We start from the raw sequence: 18926 nt of genomic DNA, 5'->3' as shown, positions 1-18926 counted from the left end.
ACGCGAATTCGCGTGGAAGACTTCGCAGTCGAGGACGTGTTCAAGGTTGGCCCGAGGGACATCAATTGCGTGGAATCAGCGGGGCCGAGCCAAGCGTCGGCTGCGCAAGTGTGCCCGAAGTAGGCGTCCCCGAAAACAGGCAGCGTGCTTCGAGGAAGAGGACTGAAACTGAGGAGAAGGCGAAATGTCCGATACCGCGATCAGCCCTGCCGAGGACGAGGCGGCCCTTGCCACCCCGTTCGTCAAATGCCTGGTGCGGATGATCCGTGCTCAGGAGTCCTACTGCTTATGGGAAGGCAAATCTGACGCCACGCTGCTGGCCGACTTCATCATCACCAGAAAAGCGCCAAGCGATCCGAGGCATGGGCTACCCCGATCCGGACGTGCTGTCGAGGCTCGATGTGTTTTACACCGCCGTCGGGCTTGCGATTGCGGAGCGTCTCCGCCCGGTGACATCGCCAATCGTGGAGATGAAACCGTAAGGACTTCGGGCCGTGCTTTTCATGGTCGGGCAACTCGTCTTTCTGTCCAGACGTCCATGGGTTCGGCTTCGAGACGTTCAGGAAGATCGCGGAGGCCGGTACGAAACTGGTCGACGATTCGACTTCAGCCATCGAAGCCGAGCCCGACGTGGCACGGGCGTGAAGAAACCGATTTCGAGGAAGGATTTATGTCAAAGCTAGACGAGATGGGGAAGAAAGTCCGAAGGCTTCAGCTGCGCGCGGCAGTAGCCAAGATGCAATTGAGACCTTGCAGAGGATCTCCCGGAACTGGACTGAGATAGAGGAAGTTGCTCAGGAAACGTCGGCGGTTTCTGCCGAGTTGTATGGTGCCAAGAGAGCGCTCGCTGAAATGAAGAAGTTACGATGACGAACACATTTATCACCCGCGACGGCTCCGGATGGGTGCCGGAATATCTCACCGCTATAGACGGCACGACCTGCATCGGCTGCGGCCGCTGTTTCAAAGTCTGCTCTCGCGAGGTCATGCATCTTTACGGCGTCGATGACGCGGGTGAAATCCTCGGCGCCTGCGACGGCGAGGACGACGACGACTTCGATGGTGAGCTCAATCGCATGATTATGGTCGTCGACCATGCCGGCCGCTGCATTGGCTGCAGAGCCTGCGGCCGCGTCTGCCCGAAGAACTGCCAGACCCATGTTGCGGCCGACCAGGTCGCAGCATGATCTGAGGAGACAAAACCAGGAGAACGGCGTTGCCCTTTAGAATCTTTTGTCGCGTCCTGGGCCTGGTGCTGTGCAGCACCGCACTGATTGTCTACTTCGCTTCTCATTCCATTGGCACAGTAGTCATCACGACGCTGACTTGTTCGCTGCTCCTTCAGCTGGCGTATTTCGCAAGCGTGCTCTTTCTGATCTGGCAGTCTGGCTGGGTTAGCCGAGCTGGCCAAAGGGCTGAGCATTTCGCCAGTTGCAAGGAAGTTGGATCCGAGCCGCCAGACCTTGATGAGGTGACGAATGAATCCGCAGATTTGCTCCAGCGCGATCAAATGCTAGCCATATCGCTGCTGCTGCCTTGAGGTGCCATGGCAAGGTCGGTGCTGACGTCCTCCCCCTTTTGTCCACGTTTATAAGTTAGCCCTTTTCACAGGTGCTCCCCGTCTTTGGGTCATGTATGGACGGCCCCTCTTAGGCAAGAGGCAATTAGCAGATACGGCGCAAGTCTGGAGCGGTCATGTATTCGGCCTTTGATGCGGTCGATTTGTTGACCGCTGGCCCTCAAGGGCTACGCGGATCGGGTTCCAATCATCCCAGCGCGCTTTTGTATCGCGATGACGAAGGCGGAGTGTCCCCAGGTCCTGACCATTTTGCCGTGCTGCCTTTTGCTCCTTACGCTGTTAAGGGCCTCGATTGCGGTTTATGCCGCAGCCGGTGCCCTGTATTCCTGTCCCGAGTTCAGCATCGCCCAGATGATGCGGGCGGTCTTGGCTGCCTGGGCGACGACCGCGACCCTGACCGGCCGCCTGGCCAGCAGGCCACGAATCCAGGTCGAGCCCTTGTCGGGCTTGGCCCTGACTTGACGCAACCAGGAACTGGCGCCGAGAATGAGCAGCCTTCGCAAGCCGCCATCACCGGCGCGGCTGATATGACCTGTCAGCCTGTGCTTGCCGCCGGTGTCGTGGTTCTTGCGGGTGAGACCAACCCATGCGGCGAAATCCCTGGCCGAGCCGAATTGACGGCCATCGCCGATGGCGGCGATCGTCGCATGCGCGATGATCGGGCCGACGCTGGGGATCGTCGTCAGGCGCAGAGCCGCCCGCTGCTGCCTGACCTGAGCCAGGATCTGCTTGTCCAGCTTGCCGATCTCACCATCCAGCGCCCGCCATTGCCCGGCCAGAGGTGCCAGACAGATCAACAGTGCCGCAGGAATGGCTTCATCCTGCGTTTCGATGAGCAGCAGCAGCCTCTCGATGCCCGCCGCCCCCTGAGGGCTCGCAAGACCCATTTCGTAGAGATGGCCGCGAATGGCGTTGGCCGGCTGCGTGCGCTGGCGCACCAGAAGATCCCGCGAGCGATGCAGTGCCCGGGCATATTGCTGTTCGACCGTCTTGATCGGCACGAACCGCATGTCGGGCCGGCTCACCGCCTCGCAACAGGCTTGCGCATCGCGGGCATCGTTCTTGTTGCGCTTGACGTAGGGCTTCACATAGGTCGGCGGCATCAGCTTGACCTCATGGCCCAGTGCGCTCAGCGTGCGGCCCCAGTGATGGGCCGAGCCGCAGGCCTCCATGCCGATCAGCGCCGGCGGCTGTGCGGCGAAAAACTTCACCACCTGCGCGCGGCGCGGCTGGCGCTGCACCACCACGTGCTCAGTCGCATCCACACCCTGCACCTGAAACACATTCTTGGCCAAATCGATTCCAAATCTGATAACTTGCATATCGGACGGTCTCCTCCGCTGGGGGTTAATCACAACCCAGTTTGGCACATTCGATGCCGCAAGGGGCCGTCCACCCATCAATCCCTGGCCGGAACTTCCGGGGGGTAATGGCTCAGGGCGGCACGGCCGCCAATGAGCCTTTCATGAGCGATATCGGCGGCTTATTGCCGATCGCGCCTGTGTTGTAGTCCTTAAGCCATCGGACCGCGAGAACAGCGGTGTTTCGGGGGGTGGCCGGGCTGTACTGGCGAAAATCGAATGCCACTCTGGCGGCTGAGCAAAAAGCAAGAGTACTGTTGGAGATCAGTGATGACGACTAGCCAAAGTTCAAGAGCGAAGCCTTCGAGGCGATCCACAGCGCCGTGGACGGCATGTACCGGGCCGGAACGATCGACAAGGCGACGCTGCGCAGCTTCGACGACAGTTGCCGAGCGCTGCCGCAAGAATTCGCACCGGACGAGATCAAGGCGCTGCGTGAGAAGAGCATGTCAGCGAGCCGGTGTTCGCGCGCTATCTGAACACGTCGGAATCGACGGTGCAGAAGTGGGAGGCTGGCGCCAAGCGGCGGAGCGGGATGGCGCTGAAACTGCTGTCTGATGGTGCAGAGGCACGGACTGGAGGTGCTGCGCTAGGCGTTTTGCCTTTATGTCCGATAAGGCAAGCTTATCGGACACAATACAACATCGACAGGCGCGGCGGTTTTGAGTGACACATCTTGCAAAACGCGCCGCGTGAATTCATCCTGTCGAGGATGATTCTTCGACCCAAACCGTCCCCGCGCCACCATGCCCAGTCTCCCGGGGTCGGGCTGTCCGCTCTCGCGGCACCGGTGCCGTCCTGGCTGCGCAGGGCAGTCCCCGACGCGCAAACCCTCGCCGCACAACGCTTGGAGGATATCGCCATCGTCGCAGGCGCTGCCATCGGCGCGCTGGACGCGATCGTGCGCCGGCAGGAGCGGTGGGCCGGCGCCTGGCGGCAGCGCCTCGCACTCGCAGCGGCCGCAATGACGGCGCGGCAGGCGGGGCGCATCGAGGATGAAGCGGCGCTGCGCGACGCCATGCTGCTGACCCGCCCAGGAGACGAGGTCGGTCCCGCCGGTCTTTTGCTCCTCGCCTGGCGTCGGCTGGCCGCCCGGCCCGCGGAGATCTTCTGACGAAGAGAAACCTGCTCGCTGTATTGGAGGAATTCGGTCGAACTCACGACGACGAGGCGGTCAGCGATCTGGCGGACGAGCTTCGGCAGCTCGGCGAAAAAGATCGATGGCGCGCAATGCGGCGCGCGCCTGCGCGGCGAGCAGACTTTTGGCACGCTCAGGATCTGACTCAATGCGTGTCGCGACAAAGCTGGCCACCGATCGACGCGGGCGAGCGCCCTGCTGGCGCAACGTCTGGGTTGGGCACATGCGGTGCCGCTGCTGGGCGCCGAAGCGGTTTTGGGCATAAGCGCCCGCGTCGAGACGGTCGAAACGCTGACCGGTGCGGTCGCGGCCGCCGAACGCCACGGCTTGGGGCGCGCCCTTGGAGCCTGGCTCGCCGACGTCGAGCTTGAGCGTCGCGCGGACCGGCTGCTTGCGGTTGCTCCGAAACTCAGGGCCAAGGCGGCGGACACGGTCGTCGAAAGGCTCTTGTCCGACGATGCGATCGTTGCCTCGGAAAAGATCGCGGGCATGAGCGACCGTGGGCTGCGCCGCTTGTTCGACCGGCTGGTTGAACTCGGCGCCGTGCGTGAACTGTCCGGCCGCCCAACCTTCCGCATCTACGGACTCTGACGATAGTGGCGGAGGCGGCGCGCAGACGAGGAGGGAGCCGGTCAGATGACCGTCGATTAGGCGAACGGCGATCAGCTGACCAGCTGTTTGACCGGGAGCTGGATCATCTGCCGGCGGAGGTGCGCTGGCGGGAATGGATGCACCGGGTCGAAGCAACGATCTTCGCCGCCAGCGAACCGGTCACACGTAGTGTGCTCGCGCGCGTGGTTGGCGCCAATTGCAATCTCGATCTCCTCATCGACGGCATCCGCGAGGAACTGCGCGGCCGGCCCTATGACCTGGTCGCCGTTGCCGGCGGTTTTCGGCACCTGACGCGGCCGGCCTATGCCGAGGCCATCCGCAGTGCATTTGGCACCGCCGTCGGCGGCAACGAACGGGCGGCCGACCTGACGCAGTCGGAGGTGCTGGTGCTGATGTGCATCGCCTACTTCCAGCCAATGTCTTACCCAAAATGGCAAGGCCAGCACGCCGCCAGCGATCGACCATGATGCTGTCAGGCTTTGCTGCCGCCCCGTTGAAGTATGCTGAACCGAAGGTTGTCGGCATATCCGACGAATACAAGTTCACGTCCTTCAAGAGGAAAGGCACACCTCGCAATGCACCAGGGGAGGTATCCAACAGTGAGCCGTCCGCATCGAAATTGCGCACTATGTAATCATGCGATCTCAGTTACCGGTTCGATCAAACCAGCAAATGAAGTTCGGCACGGATCGTTTCAGCATGTTTTGTTTTCGCTCGTTCCCCACTGGGATTGTCATCACCATCGGCGGCAAGAGACACTGGTTGTGCCGCGCCGTCGACCAGGACGGCTATGTGCTCGATGAGATCGTCCAGACCCGCCGCAACACCAAGGCGGCCAAGCGCTTGTTGAGGCGGCTGTTGAAGAAGCAGGGTGTTGCGCCGAAACGCATGGTCACCGACAAGCGGCACTCGTATGGAGCGGCCAAGCGTCAAGTGATGCCGGTCGTCGAACATCGATCCCACAAAGGCCTCAACAATCGCGCCGAGAATGCGCACGTGCCATTGCGAAAACGGGAGCGGGCGATGCAGGGCTTCCGATCACAGGAGCACTGCAACGCTTCGTCTCGATCTCCCCGGCTCTGCGCAGTCTCTTCGTCCCACCCCGCTCAAAACGCGCCGCACTCGCCCCCTTATCCACCGCCTGAAGGCCATCGCCGAATGGAAAGCCGTGACTGTTGCGGCGCGACAATGAAGCTGCGAGCGCGTCTCATCAGAATTGGGATCTTCCGCATATTTGGTGCAGGGGCGGCGTTCCCGTGGTTGCCTCGTCTGTTTCTACGGTCGTTAGGCGGCCGCCAGCAGCCTGTTTCTCAGCAGCGGATACCCGGAGCGCCCATACATCTGGCGCTTGATGGTCTTGAGACGGTTGATCTGTCCCTCGACGGGACTGGTGCTCCAGGGCTGGGTTATTGCGGCCCGAACAGCCGCAATGTCACGGCCGATGCCTGCTGCAAGGGAAGCCAGTTCGCTGTCAGTGGCGTCTCGATCCATTGCTCGAGGCCGGCATCGTCGTCGCCGCGTATCAGTGCAGCGAAACGTCGAGCCAGGTCACCCGCCTTCAAGAGCTCCGGCGCGCAGTCATAGAGAGGGCTCCCCGCCCGCGGCAAGCCAGCGCTCGACCGTTCTCACGCTCATGCCGGTCCGGGGCGCGATCTGTCGCGGCGACATGCCGGTCGTCCGCAAATCAAGGACTTCAGCATAGAGTTCACTGCGCTGGTTGCGGCGCGACCGGCGCAGGCCATCAAGCCTCGGGGAAGAGTCTCCACTGATGGTTCCGGATTGGCGTCGTCATCGCCACTCATCTCGGCCATCATCGCCTTTCCGGCGGCACTGACCGCTTTGCGATGGCGGCCGAGGGCCAGACGCAACGCTTCGCCCAGGTTCTGGAGAAGATGCCAGCGGTCCGCGACCTGCGTTGCATCGGGAGCACCGCGACGGGCGCCGTCAGCATAAACGCCGGCTCGATCGCGAGCGATGACTTCTATGCCCGGATGACGTTTCAGCCACGACGCGACCGTGTTGGCATTTCGGTCCGGCAATAAATCGAGGACGCGGTTGCGCTCCAGATCGCAAATTATCGTTCCGTAGCGCTGCCCCTTGCGCCAGGCCCAGTCGTCGATGCCGACCACCCGCGGCGCGTCCGGCGGCTCGAACCCGGTTGCGCGGATCATCCGCAGCAGCGTGTCGCCGCTTATCGGCATGGCCAGTTTGCGCGACAGGCGCGAGCCGGGTTCACCGCCCGCGGCCGATCACCAACTGGCTCTCGCCGAGGCGGGCGGCGCGTCTCGCTTTCGGCTGCACCGCTTCCGGCAATCGTTCCGTAAAGATCCGCTGACGGCATTGTGGATCGGCGCAACGGAAGCGCCTGGCGTGAAGCCGGATTTCGACAACCCGTCCCTGCCACGGCAGATCAGCCACCCGGCGCATGTAGTGGCTGTGGACGCGGCCGGTTCGGCAGCCGCAGGAGGGACAGCACGATTCTGTCGCCTTCGTGAATCCCGGCACCTGCACCAAATATAATATGCGGAAGATCCCAGAATTGTCGCGCCACAGACTGTGGTCAGCTGACATGGACGGCCATAGGCCTCGATACATTTATATGCAGACAACGCCACACCGCCTGCTTCCCAGCCGTGCCGGCAGTTCCATCGACTCGGGTGTGGCCCGATCCGAGCATTTCTCCTTCAACGACGTGAAGGCTCGGCCATTCTTGGCTGCGTGCCACACCGCTGGCAACCAAAACGTTGCAACAAATCCTTTCACTAAATTCACAGAATCTTTGCAACCGCAGAGCGCTTAAAATGGTACCTTCATCGCAAGTCTGAAGGAGGCACGGCTAAAAAGCTGATGCCCCATCTACACTCTGACCGCCGCATAGCTGGCAACAGAAAGTCGACAGCAATGAGAAGAAGAGCACTCATCCTCGTTGAAGGCGGTCCATGGGGTTGTTGTCAGCTATACGTCCAAGCAGCCCAGCGTCTTGGCCTTCATCCAATTACCCTTTCGGCTAATCCAACTTGCGACGACTACCTTGTGACAGAAGGGACTGAGGCAATTCGTGTCGATACAAGCAATCTCGATGCGCTGATCCGCGAATGTTCCCAGATACGTGCGACCTATGATATTGCTGGTATTATGGGCAGATCGCTGTTCTATGCGACAATCGGCAAGCTCTGCCGGCATTTCGATCTACCGGGACCGAACGCCGCATCGATTGAGCGATGCGGCGACAAATTTACTCAACGTCAGCTCCTTGCGGAGGCCGGTGTTCCAATGCCTGCCTATCGCTTGGCAGCAGATGCGAGGGACGTTGAAAGATCCGCCGCGGAGATCGGCCTGCCGGTGATTCTTAAGCCAACTCTAAACGGCGGCAGTATCGGTGTTCGATTGTGCCGCAACTTCGACGAGGTAGCCGAACATACGGCCTATCTGTTGGGCGGGAAGTACATATGGCGGTCTTCGCCGAGGATACTGGTTGAGGAATTCGCACAAGGCCCCTACTATACCGCTGACATAATGGGAAGTGAGGTCATTGGGATTGGCGCCGGTGACTTCGGCCCTCCACCACATTTTGTCTATCGCCAGTTCACTTATCCGGCCCTTCTGACTGATGGGGAATATAACCGTATCGCCGATGTTTCGTTGAGCTGTTTGCGAGCTCTTGACCTTGGCTGGGGGCCAACGAACATCGAATTCCGGTGGACGAGGGGTGGCCCAGTCGTCATTGAAGTCAATCCGCGTATGGCTGGCACGCCCGATCCCCAACTGGTTCAGCTGGCTTACGGTGTTGATCTAATCACCGAACACATCAAGCTAGTCATCGGTGACGAATGCGATTTGCGTAAAAGGCTTTCGCACACTGCGGCCGCGCGGTTCCTGGTGGCTGATCGCGACGGCGTCCTCGATTGGATCGGTGGCGACAGCCAAGCGGCTGCCGTATCAGGTGTCGCCGAGGCCGAATTCTACGTCCAACCCAAAACGCCGATCATCAGGAAAGGCGACTACCGAGACACGATCGGACATGTCATCGCCGCTTCACCTACCCATGCGCAAACCGAGGCGATACTTCAGCATGCCGTCGACTTGATCGATTGGTCCATCACACCATTTCCGAACCTTGGCGAATAGAAACAATCTGCTGCTGGTACCGCACGTCGCAGGTGGCGTAAGATGAGAGCTGATCGTGGCCGAACATTGGTGCAATTCTTTGAATCCGAGACGCCAGTGTAGGCGCGTGCCTAATTTAACGAGAAGGCCAGCGATCGCCAGGCGAAAATGTAGTAGAAATCCTTGTGCGCATGCGGGAGACTCGCATGCGCACCGGTCAAACGGAATCCCAATCGGACTCACGTGTTAGTCAGGATCAAAATTCATTTGGATTAATGACTTGGAAGCCTCCAGCTACGAATTTGACTTCCTTGCGACTTGGTTGATTAAGAAGTGTACCGCTTGCGGGCGCTGGGGCTTGCGCAGTGGCACCTGGGAGAATCGGGAGGGTAATTCTGGAAGAATGCGTTTCAGAATGTTGAATCCGATTGATGGAGGGCGAGCCAGCTGGAATGCTCGCCATTAAGTGGTGCGGGATAGGGTTGGGCGCCCCAATTGTTAACTCAAGACTATGCCGCTTTCGAACAACATGGGCAAACGGACTGAGTAAAGACATCCGAACTTCATATATCTCTCTCGGCCTAAGCGTTTCGCTCCTAGAGAACGTATGCAAAACTTCTTCGGAATCGGTCTGCGCTCCATCAATTTCCTGAAAGGATACACGATGCAGGCCAGACTGCAGAAAAAGGACAGTACCATCAGGACTGACATCCTTCAGGGTGATAGCTACATCGGCATCGTCTCCACTATCGATGCTAAAAAACAGAATTATTTCGGGATTCCCGAGCAGAGTCATGTCCTCAAGTACCGGCTCAGTTCGATAGTTTAGTACCCCATAGGTATAAGGAACAAGCGCAAATTGTTGATCGCTGCCGGTAAGCTCGACTCCAGTTGGATAGAGATATGAACGAACGCCTTCCTTGGGGCTCGAGGAGGCTTGTTCGATTGAAAGGCCCCCGTCTGCCGTGAGGAAATAGGTCCGTCGTTGCACCGCAGGTTCTGGCCAAGTAGCGTGGGAGGTTGTCCAACCTGCAGCCGCTTTCTTCGGATCGCCCTCGGCCGCGCTGACTTCCCAGAACACCTTTACGGCTGGTTCATGCTCAATACCATTTCTGATACCTTTGACCCAGCGATCTAGAAACTTAATCTGTTCATCGGCGATGAAGGGGTAGCCTCTCCAAAACGATGCCGTCCTGTGGTCACCATTGGTCAGAAGCAGTCGTTTGTGTGGCAAGTTAGACACCAACCGACTGAAGATGCGTGCGCCTTCTCTCGCGGCGCCGCCATCTTCGTCCTGCCACGCGCCTATGATCATTGTTGGTACGTTGATTTGGCCGACGAGCTCAGCACTAGTTACATCGACGCTGTCCCACCATGCATCTTTGAACTTGTGCTCTTGCATCACTTCGAAATATTGGTTCTTGACTATCTGCCGGGCGCTTCCGCGAACCTTGGCGCATTCGGTATCGCCATGGCTGATCCGCCATTCCATCCCGGTCGAGTGCATGTTCTGGGTATAGGCTTCCCAAGTCGCCAAATATGGTTGCAGCATGCCACCCATATAGCCCATAGTTTCGAAACCATCGACGATCGCAGTGGGCACAATGGCTTTCAAGTGAGGAGGCCTCTCCGCAGCGACCCAGAGTTGGCTCGATCCCGAATAGGAATTTCCCACCATCCCCACGTTGCCGTCGCTCCAAGGCTGCTCAGCGATCCATTCGATGACCTCTGCACCATAAGCCCCCACCACGCGGTTTGGAAACCAGTGGTCGACGATGCCTTCCGAACACCCTGTAGCGGGCCAGTTTGCGCCGAGGACAGCATAACCAGCATTTAGAAGTGGCTTCGCTTGTTCGAATGGTAGCGCACCGGCGCTGTAGCAATTGTAGATGAAGATGGTCGGATGTCGGCCGACCTCAGGACGGTATGAAGCATAAGCGATACGTGTGCTATCTCTCATGGACACATAAGCTACGTCGCAAATAACGCCAGATTCCAGATAGTTCATGTCGTTCTCCGTTTTATAGGTATGCGCAAGTTTCTCTCGATTCACGGAAGGGTTTCATTGACAAGGCCTTCGCAAAGTTAGGACATCGCAAACTCGGAAAATGTTGCTCTTCCTAAACACCAGCGGCCGACCCGTTATCATGGAGTTCGTTCGACGGAAGACAGCGGTGGTGGCCGCGCTTACGGCGCTGTTTCGGGCTCTAGCGGGAAATGGCATCTGAAGCTGCGCTCGTTGTCTCCCGCGCTTGCTGAAGCTTCAGGGAAGACGCGATGACAGATGTCCTGCGCACAACGACAACGGGTGTGGAACTCGCAGCCGGATGGTCGTCTCATCAGGCTCGGCACCTCACCCTTGAGCTCGATTCTATTGAGCACCGCATCCGGGTCAGGCTCGGGATTGGCCGCAAGCAGCGCTTCCGTGTAGGGATGACGCGGTTGATCGAAGATCCGCTCGGTCGAGCCGACCTCAATAAAGCGGCCGAGATACATGATCGCCATTCGATCGGTCATATGGCGCACGACATTGAGATTATGCGAGATGATCAGGATCGCCATGCCGAGTTCGTCCTGAAGCCGCGCAAGAAGATTGAGCACCTCGCCCTGCACCGAGACATCGAGGCCTGCTGTCGGCTCATCGGCGATGATCAAATCGGGTTTGAGCGCAAGGGCTCGCGCGATGCCCACACGCCTGGCCTGACCGCCGGAAAGCTGATGGGGATAGCGGCGAGCAAAATCCCCTGGCAAGCCGACCATGCGCAGCAGGCGCTCCGCTTCGCCTCCGGCATCGCGATCTTTTAACCCGTGGATGCGGAAAGGCTCTGTCAGGAGCGATCGAACAGTCAGCCTCGGCGAGAGTGAGCCAATTGGGTCCTGGAACATCATCGCCATGCGCCGCAAGTAGGGCTTGCGATCAGCCCCTTTGAGCTCTTCAATTTCCTGTCCGTCGAAGTTGATGCTGCCGCTCACAGCCCGCTGCAAGCCGATGATAGTGCGCGCAATCGTGGATTTGCCCGAACCGCTTTCACCGACAAGGGCCAGCGTCTCGCCCTTGCGGATTTCAAAAGAGACACCGCATACTGCGTCGATGAAAGGGGCCTTCGTCCCGGTTGCGAACGCCTTCAACTGACCCATGGTGCGGAAGCGGACGCAGAGGTCCTGAACGCGGAGGAGCGCAGTCATGCCGAAACCAGTCGCTTTTCGTCGAGAAGATGGCATCGGGCGACTTGGTCCAGGCCGACGCGGTACTCGACCGGGTTCTCTTGCAGACAGCGATTGAATGCTTGGGGACACCGGGTGCGAAAGATACATCCCTGCTTGCTGCCCAGAAGACTCGGCACCTCACCGGGTATGGTCGGCAAAGTCCGTGTCTTTTGTCTGATCCGTCCCGGATCGCAGTCAAGCAGCGCGCGCGTGTAGGGGTGAGCAGGATTGTGAAAGATGTCCCGGACAGCTCCCTGCTCCACCACTTCGCCCGCATACATGACCGCAACCCGGTCGCACAGCTCAGCCACCGCGCCGAGGTGGTGGGAGACGAAGAGAATCGAGCAACCAATTTCTTTTTGCAGATCCTTGAGCAAATGAATGATCTGCACTTCCAGCGTTGCATCGAGTGCGGTGGTTGGCTCGTCGGCGACGAGGAGCGCTGGTTTCACAAGCAGCGCCATGGCAATGCAAACGCGCTGCCGCATGCCGCCAGAGAAGTGATGCGGATAGGCGCCGATTCGGCTTTCCGGATCGGGAATTCCGACCCGGTGAAGCATTGCGAGGGCACGAGCGCGCTTTTCGCTCCGGCTTACTTGTTCGTGGTGCTGGATATCGATCATCTGATTCTCAATGGTCCGCACCGGATTCAGTGCGGTCATCGGATCCTGAAAGATCATGGAGAGACGATCCCCGAGCAGGCTCCGACGCGCTGGAGCGGGCATTTTGAGCAGGTCTCGACCTCCGAACAGGATGCTGCCGGCTGTGACATCTGCATTTTCAGAGAGCAGGCCCATCACTGTATATGCGAGTGTCGATTTTCCGGATCCACTCTCGCCAACGATGCCAACCACCTGTCCGGCTGGCACATCGAGCGACACGTTTCGCAGTGCATGGATGCGTCCACGCGGTGTGCCGAAATCGAGATTTAGGTCGCGGATCTCAAGAAGCGGCCGGACGGACCTATGCTGTGTCAGATCCTCGCGTCTCATAACTCTTTCCGCAATTTTGGATCGAATGTGTCGCGCAGCGCCTCACCCAGGAACGTGAAGCCAAGCGTTGCCAGGACGATCGGAATGCCGCCGGCTATGACAAGCCAGGGCGTCTGGTCGATGTAGCTATAGCCATCGTTGAGGATCGCTCCCCAATCGGGCGTCGGCGGTCGCACGCCCATGCCGAGAAAGCTGAGACCCGCCTCTACGGCGATGACGGCCGGGACGTCCATGCTCACGAGAATGAGAAGTGGGCCGAGGACATTGGGCAGTACGTGCACGGCGAGGATGCGCGTTGTGCCAGCGCCCATACTACGCTCTGCGGCTATGTACTCACTGCTACGCAGCGCTTCTGTCTGGGTGCGCACGACACGCGCGTAAATGGGCATGGATGTTATTGCGATGACGAGAATGACACTCGCCAGACTGGGTCCCAGAAGCGCGATCATGGCCAGCGCGAAAATGATACTGGGAAACGACCGGATCGTATCGAAGAAAAGCAGAAGTAAATTGTCGAGCCAGCGGGGACCGAATCCCGCGATCAAACCAAGGACCAGGCCGACGGCTAGTGAACTGCCGAGAGAGGCGAAGGCAACGAAGAGCGGGATGCGGCCGCCCATGATGGTGCGAGAAAACGTGTCGCGGCCCAGTTGGTCTGTGCCCAGCAGAAAATCCAGTGAAGGTGCAGCCAGACGTGGCCCAACCATGATCCGGATCGGATCATGCGTGACAATCAGCGGAGCGAAGATCGCGCTCGCGAACACGAGCACGACGAGCACGGCTCCAAGCACGCCTAGACGGTTCTTTCGTAATTGCCGCAGGAAGGTGCTAGAGGCGCCAGTATCAATGGCATCGTTGGCGACTCGAGAGATGGCTTCAACCCTTACCATGTCAGAGCTTTTCCCGGGTTCGGGGATCGAGGAATGCATTCACAAGGTCCGAGAGCGTCGTGGCGACAACGATAAGGAACGTGGTGACGAGCACGACGCCCATCACTGTTGGATAGTTGCGCGTATTGACCGCGGTCACGATCAACGCGCCGATGCCAGGTCTCGCAAAAACCACTTCGATAAAGACAGCGGACGAAAGCAGCCACGCGATGCCTACCCCGAGTATGGTCACAGTCGGCAGGATCGCGAGCGGCAGCGCGTAGCGCGCAACAATGCGCCATTCCGAGATCCCGAAGGAGCGGGCCATGCGGATGTGATTTTCACCCAGGACCTCGAGCATCGAGGCGCGCACCAGCCGGGAGATGTAGCCGACCCAGCCAATCCCTATGGCGAAAGCTGGGAGGATGAGATAAGCAAGTCCATCCCACAATCCATTGCCGACACCGATCGCTGGCAGCCAGCGCAGAGTCACGGCAAAAATCAGCAGCGCGTAGACCGCCACGACGAAGGACGGAATTGCGATCGTCGCGACCGTCACGACGCCGGCCACCTGGTCTACCAAGGAGTTGCGCCGCATAGCCGAGTAACAGCCGAGCGGCACGGCTGTCACGACCGCCCAGAAGATCGAGACCAGGATCAGTTCGATGGTATAGGGCAATTGCTCGAACACGATTTCGGCAACAGGTCTTTTGCTGAACACGTCGTAACCGAGATTGCCGTGGAGCAGCCCGCGGAAAAACGTGACGATCTGCACAACGAGCGGCTTGTCCAGCCCCATCTGCTCGTGCAGTTGCGCCTTCATTTCAAGCGTCGCCCGCGGGCCGAGCATAACCGCGGCAGGATCGCCGGGCACTGCCCTGATCATAAGGAATAGTAGCGTCACCGCGATCGCAATTATTGCGACCGCGAGGACAATTCGTTTTAGGAGGTAGAGCCACATCCTCTAAGTCACACCGGCTTAAAATTGAGGAAGAGCGGGTACCCGTCCGGACGAGTTGCTGCCTGCGCACGCGTGGTGCGATACATCACTGGATTGCCTCCATATGTCACGAACCGGTAGGCGCCAGATTCCTCCATGAGATCCTGCATCTCATAGTAAAGCTTCGCCCGCTCATTCGGGTCGCTGATGGTGACCGCCTTAGCGCTGAGCTCGTCAAAACGCTCGCTACGGAAGCGTTCCCAGTTCCAAACGCCCACTTGAGCTTGCACGAACCAGGACGTTGCGTAATACGGATCGGGCACACTGGAGAAGCCCATGACGCTGAGCTGCATCTCCTTCCAGCGATCGCCTTCCGATTCCATGCCGAGTGTCCAGAACGAGCCGGAATCCTGGACATTGATCTCGACCGTGATACCGAGCTGCGATAATTGCGCCTGCACAGTCTGGGCCACAGTCGAAGACCCGCTCTCGTTCAGGCAATCGATGGTCAAGGTAAGATCGCTCACGCCGGCCTTTTCCAGGAACTCCTTGGCTTTCGCGAGATCGCCTTCCGGCGGGACGAGCGCTTTGTCGCGATGCCCCAGAATACCTGGAGGAATGGTGCCTGTCGCGACCTCCGCCTGTCCGGCATACGCGGCATCCAGGATCTGTGGCACATTGATCGCCCACTGGATTGCCTTGCGGACATTGATGTCCTTCAGCTTTGGATGATCCATATTCATGCCGATCCAGTAGTAATAGAGCGAGGGATGTTCCTCGACTTTGGTGTCGGCGGGCGGATTGCTCTTGAATGTCGCAAGCGAATCCAGACTGATACGAGTGAAATCGGTGTCGCCCGCCTGATAGGCGCGTTCCGCTGTCTTGTCGTCGTTAATTGGAACGATGCGGATTTCGTCAAAGCCTGGCTTTGGCCCCAACCAGTCCGGGTTGCGCGTCAAAAGCACATGCTGGCTTTGTTTGAAATCGGCAAGCACATATGGCCCGGAGAAAGCCGGCGGCTTCATGCCGAAACTACTGCCATCACCGGTCGCCTTCATCACCGCATCCTCGGAAACGATATGGCCAACCCCATAAGGGAAAGCGACGTTCCAGACCGGCACGAACGGCGTCTTGAATACGACAACGCCAGTATAGTCATCCTCGATCTCAACATGATCGAGCGGCCCCCAATCGGGCTTTTGCGGCGAATTGTGCTTGATCACGCGCTCGAAGGAGAATTTGACGTCCTTGGCGGTTATCTCGCCATGGCCGCCAGTAAATTTGATGCCCTTCTTGAGATGGAAGCGGATATGCGTCGGATCGACCTGCTCGACTTTTTCTGCGGCCTCCAATTCCCAGCCCCATTCCGAACCCGGCTTGTAACGCGTGAGCTTCGAATAGATGCAGGCCATAACGTCGATTTCGTTGCTACCCGTGTAGAAGCCGGGATCGAGCGTTTTGAGGTCCAGAAGGCCGCGCGCCTTGAGCACCTTGCCTTCCGCTGCCCAGATGGCTTGCGACAAGGGCATCCCGGCGATGAGACCTCCGCCGAGCGCGGCGCCGGTCTTAAGAAAAGCCCTTCTGCTCACACTAGCTGCGGTACTATTCATAGTCTGTTCCTCCCTTTCCGTTGAGCGTTTCCCTTCGCAGCCGGGCCGCTTTCGTATTGCTTAGTCTGGCACGTCAGCGAGATCGCGAGTCGCACTTTCGACAGGTCGTCGGCGCGGGCCGCGTCTGCTGCTATCGCTGCCAAACAGGTTCCCAGAAACAGGAATTATACCAACATTGGACATTTAACGAACGAATATAATTCGGGGCTGACATCGGCTTTCTCGATGCCTGCCGATCCAAAGGCACGGGACGATGGTCGCTTGTCGATCGATAAATACATCATCAGTGTTTTTTCTGTAGCTGAACGGGAGCATCGGGCCGTGCGTTTCGGGGGAGTCACAGCTTTGCGGTATCTCTGCCGGCCATCACCGCAAGCACGTGATCCGTGTGCTCAGCCGTCGGGGGACCAAGCGGGGGCGCTTGAGCGGCATAGCCTGCTTTATCCGGATGGCGAGCTTCGCGATAAGCTGCTGCCGATCAACGCAGCTACGATGGATCGGCTCCTGTCGCAGGTACGATGAACACATCCGCTCTCGGTGGCGATGGCGGCCACGGTTTTGCTGGTTGTGTTCAGTCGTTTTTGCGTGCTGGCGCCGAGGGTGACGTGTCTAGCGTCTTCGATGCGCTTTTTTCCATTTGCACGTATACCGCGAGCTGCACAATCGAAAGCGGCACATCGAGATGCTGCTGCTTAAGTATGAGTAGCAGTGCCTTCCTGACGATCTGGTCCCGCGGGGGGCAACATCGAGGCTTATGGCCGCGACAGTGATTCCGCACCGCCTCGTCCAACATCACGATTCGTAGATTTTCCGCAGCCGGCGTCTTGCCAACGTGACGCTCGATCGATGGTGCGCCGTGCTCACACCCCGAACATGTCCGCCGATCTTGGTCAACAACAAATATTTGATTGGATACGGTTTCAAACCGTAATAACGGCGCAGGAAGTCTGAGCCGCGGAACCGCTAATGCAGGAAATTGCATCTCGTCGTCCCTCGATCCGCTGACCAATGTAGTCGAACCGGCTTAGATTTCCGATCAGTTCACACGGCTGAAGTGCGATGCCCGCAACTTGAATGGAATGTGCTTAAGTCAGCGGAGACAATGCGCCACGAGCAGCGGGCCGGGCGGCTTCTATCCCCTTCGTTGGCGCGAGACGCAAAACGTCGACGATATTGGCGAAGGCGCGCTCAGGCTGAAGCGATTCAAGAGCAGAAATCGGACCGATAGACGGGGAGCAGTGGCACTTCATCGACTAGGCTGTGGTCTCAGAACGTCGTTAGGAACCATGTTGCGTTGTCTCAAATCGTATGCCGAACTGTCGCGAATATTCTTTTCGCACATTCGCAGAAGGTCGATAGTGGTTTCCGGCAATTATTGCCACATGAGGAATGCTCGATGACCACGCGGCAGCCATCCGAATCGAAACGCACTCCTACGAACCCGGGCCTAGCCGGCCCAATCGTCTTCGCCTTTTATCTCGTTCCGGATTTCACGATGCTGGCTTTTTCCTCGGCGATCGAGGCGCTGCGGCTTGCCAATCGTGTACTCGGTTACAAAGCATTTAAGTGGCGTCTTGTTTCCGACGACGGTGGCGCGGTTCGCGCAAGTTGCGGTCTTCCCGTGCTGACCGATAGCTATTTGGCTATGGAGCGCAAGTGCCTGTTCGGCACGGATCGTCCGTCAATGGCGGTCGTCTGCGCGGACCTCGGCATGGAAGAATACTCCAACAGATCGCTGGAAGCCTGGCTGCGCGAATGCAGGCATCGCGGCATCAACGTTGGAGCGCTCGGTACTGGTACTTACGTGCTGGCCAGGGCGGGACTGCTGGATAACAAGCGTTGCACCATACACTGGGAGAAACTGCCGGGCTTTGCTGAAAGGTTCACCCGTCCTGTTGCAAATTCCAGCATTTATGAGGTCGACGGCAAGATCTGGACCTGTGCCGGCGGGTCCGCCTCTTTCGACATGATGCTGCACCTGATCGAGCGGGACTTCGGCGAGCAGACAGCGGCCGTCATCTGCGAGCAGGCGTTGGTTGAGCGGGTGCGAGCTCCCGGCGAGCGTCAGCGGCTACATTTGTCACCTCGCCAGGGGATATCGAACAAGACTGTTATCAGAGCGGTCGAGCAGATGGAACTGAACATGACGGAACCGCTGTCCATGGATGACCTCGCCGCCCGTCTCGGGCTGTCCCGTCGTCAGATCGAGAGACTGTTCCGGTACGAGCTCGAATGTTCGCCGGTTCGGTACTATCGCGAGTTGCGGCTCGAGCGGGCCCGGCTGCTGCTCAAGCAATCGACCATGCTGATCGTAGATATCGCCGTTGCCTGTGGCTTCATTTCGGCCTCACACTTCTCTAAGTGCTACCGTGAGGCAAACGGCACCTCGCCTCAGGAAGCTCGCAGAACTAGGCTTCGGCAATCGCCGCATCCCGTGAAATCGGATCCGGCAATTGCAAACGTCAGACTGCCGAGAAAGATTTTCGTGGAAGCGGCGTAGACAAAAAATAG

The 18926-nt window shown here is 58.8% G+C and carries 15 protein-coding genes and 6 pseudogenes; 9 read left to right on the top strand and 12 right to left on the bottom strand.

Annotated elements, in window-relative coordinates; genetic code table 11:
- The first annotated feature begins 184 nt into the window (after positions 1-184).
- The 3 genes and pseudogenes from NKI64_RS27280 (at position 185) to NKI64_RS27270 (ending at position 1540) form a co-directional block, all read left to right on the top strand.
- Positions 185-645 (top strand): annotated as a pseudogene (locus NKI64_RS27280) (DUF269 domain-containing protein).
- A gap of 221 nt (positions 646-866) precedes the next feature.
- Positions 867-1187 (top strand): ferredoxin III, nif-specific, encoded by a 321-nt coding sequence (gene fdxB, locus NKI64_RS27275; RefSeq protein WP_352671212.1) that lies wholly within the window; start codon positions 867-869, stop codon positions 1185-1187.
- A 29-nt stretch (positions 1188-1216) separates the two neighbouring features.
- Positions 1217-1540, top strand: a complete 324-nt coding sequence (locus NKI64_RS27270; protein WP_352671209.1) for an exopolysaccharide production repressor protein — start codon at positions 1217-1219, stop codon at positions 1538-1540.
- Between the two features lie 338 nt (positions 1541-1878).
- Here NKI64_RS27270 and NKI64_RS27265 read toward each other — a convergent pair whose 3' ends face one another.
- Positions 1879-2901, bottom strand: a complete 1023-nt coding sequence (locus NKI64_RS27265; RefSeq protein WP_352671206.1) for an IS110 family RNA-guided transposase — start codon at positions 2899-2901, stop codon at positions 1879-1881.
- Between the two features lie 371 nt (positions 2902-3272).
- On the opposite strand from NKI64_RS27265, the pseudogene NKI64_RS27260 reads away from it, so the two are divergent.
- The 3 pseudogenes from NKI64_RS27260 to scpB form a co-directional block, all read left to right on the top strand.
- Positions 3273-3533, top strand: a pseudogene (locus tag NKI64_RS27260) (helix-turn-helix domain-containing protein).
- A gap of 119 nt (positions 3534-3652) precedes the next feature.
- Positions 3653-4669: pseudogene (locus NKI64_RS27255) on the top strand (DUF1403 family protein).
- 5 nt (positions 4670-4674) lie between these two features.
- Positions 4675-5112 (top strand): annotated as a pseudogene (gene scpB / locus NKI64_RS27250) (SMC-Scp complex subunit ScpB); the annotation flags it as partial.
- 55 nt (positions 5113-5167) lie between these two features.
- Here the strand turns inward: scpB and NKI64_RS27245 are convergent.
- A pseudogene (locus NKI64_RS27245) lies at positions 5168-5236 on the bottom strand (hypothetical protein); the annotation flags it as partial.
- Positions 5237-5419: 183 nt separating this feature from the next.
- Here NKI64_RS27245 and NKI64_RS27240 point away from each other — a divergent pair.
- Positions 5420-5882 (top strand): annotated as a pseudogene (locus tag NKI64_RS27240) (DDE-type integrase/transposase/recombinase); the annotation flags it as partial.
- A gap of 92 nt (positions 5883-5974) precedes the next feature.
- On the opposite strand, the gene NKI64_RS27235 reads toward NKI64_RS27240, so the two are convergent.
- The 4 genes from NKI64_RS27235 to NKI64_RS32210 form a co-directional block, all read right to left on the bottom strand.
- Positions 5975-6181: a hypothetical protein gene (locus NKI64_RS27235; RefSeq protein WP_352671203.1), complete on the bottom strand. Its 207-nt coding sequence runs from the start codon at positions 6179-6181 to the stop codon at positions 5975-5977.
- A gap of 87 nt (positions 6182-6268) precedes the next feature.
- Positions 6269-6358 carry a helix-turn-helix domain-containing protein gene (locus tag NKI64_RS27230; protein WP_352671201.1) on the bottom strand — a complete coding sequence of 30 codons (90 nt, stop codon included), beginning with the start codon at positions 6356-6358 and terminating at the stop codon, positions 6269-6271.
- A complete protein-coding gene (locus NKI64_RS32215) occupies positions 6322-6819 on the bottom strand; it encodes an ISL3 family transposase (RefSeq protein WP_502901403.1) in 498 nt (165 codons plus the stop codon). The genes NKI64_RS27230 and NKI64_RS32215 overlap by 37 nt, the downstream gene beginning before the upstream one ends.
- 103 nt (positions 6820-6922) lie before the next feature.
- A complete protein-coding gene (locus NKI64_RS32210; RefSeq protein WP_502901402.1) occupies positions 6923-7117 on the bottom strand; it encodes a hypothetical protein in 195 nt (64 codons plus the stop codon).
- A gap of 474 nt (positions 7118-7591) precedes the next feature.
- On the opposite strand from NKI64_RS32210, the gene NKI64_RS27220 reads away from it, so the two are divergent.
- A complete protein-coding gene (locus tag NKI64_RS27220) occupies positions 7592-8818 on the top strand; it encodes an ATP-grasp domain-containing protein (RefSeq protein WP_352671198.1) in 1227 nt (408 codons plus the stop codon).
- Between the two features lie 235 nt (positions 8819-9053).
- Here NKI64_RS27220 and NKI64_RS27215 read toward each other — a convergent pair whose 3' ends face one another.
- The 6 genes from NKI64_RS27215 to NKI64_RS27190 form a co-directional block, all read right to left on the bottom strand.
- On the bottom strand, positions 9054-10805 hold the full coding sequence (locus NKI64_RS27215) for a CocE/NonD family hydrolase (protein WP_352671195.1): 1752 nt from the start codon (positions 10803-10805) through the stop codon (positions 9054-9056).
- A gap of 179 nt (positions 10806-10984) precedes the next feature.
- Positions 10985-11983, bottom strand: coding sequence for an ABC transporter ATP-binding protein (locus NKI64_RS27210; protein WP_352671192.1), 999 nt, complete (start codon positions 11981-11983; stop codon positions 10985-10987).
- Positions 11980-12996 carry an ABC transporter ATP-binding protein gene (locus NKI64_RS27205; protein ID WP_352671189.1) on the bottom strand — a complete coding sequence of 339 codons (1017 nt, stop codon included), beginning with the start codon at positions 12994-12996 and terminating at the stop codon, positions 11980-11982. The genes NKI64_RS27210 and NKI64_RS27205 overlap by 4 nt, the downstream gene beginning before the upstream one ends.
- Positions 12993-13886 carry an ABC transporter permease gene (locus NKI64_RS27200; RefSeq protein WP_352671186.1) on the bottom strand — a complete coding sequence of 298 codons (894 nt, stop codon included), beginning with the start codon at positions 13884-13886 and terminating at the stop codon, positions 12993-12995. Before NKI64_RS27200 ends, NKI64_RS27205 begins: the two co-directional genes overlap by 4 nt.
- Position 13887: 1 nt before the next feature.
- Positions 13888-14826, bottom strand: a complete 939-nt coding sequence (locus tag NKI64_RS27195) for an ABC transporter permease (RefSeq protein ID WP_352671183.1) — start codon at positions 14824-14826, stop codon at positions 13888-13890.
- An 8-nt stretch (positions 14827-14834) separates the two neighbouring features.
- Positions 14835-16415, bottom strand: coding sequence for an ABC transporter substrate-binding protein (locus NKI64_RS27190; RefSeq protein ID WP_352671180.1), 1581 nt, complete (start codon positions 16413-16415; stop codon positions 14835-14837).
- Between the two features lie 1495 nt (positions 16416-17910).
- Between NKI64_RS27190 and NKI64_RS27185 the strand changes: the two genes are divergently transcribed.
- A complete protein-coding gene (locus NKI64_RS27185; RefSeq protein ID WP_352671300.1) occupies positions 17911-18915 on the top strand; it encodes a GlxA family transcriptional regulator in 1005 nt (334 codons plus the stop codon).
- The last annotated feature ends 11 nt before the right edge of the window (positions 18916-18926 follow it).

Origin of the sequence: Mesorhizobium sp. M0478 (assembly GCF_040321305.1) — a bacterium.
Taxonomy (GTDB): Bacteria; Pseudomonadota; Alphaproteobacteria; order Rhizobiales; family Rhizobiaceae; genus Mesorhizobium.
The sequence above is the reverse complement of the archived record's forward strand: the minus strand, read 5'-3'. Positions and strand labels throughout refer to the sequence as shown.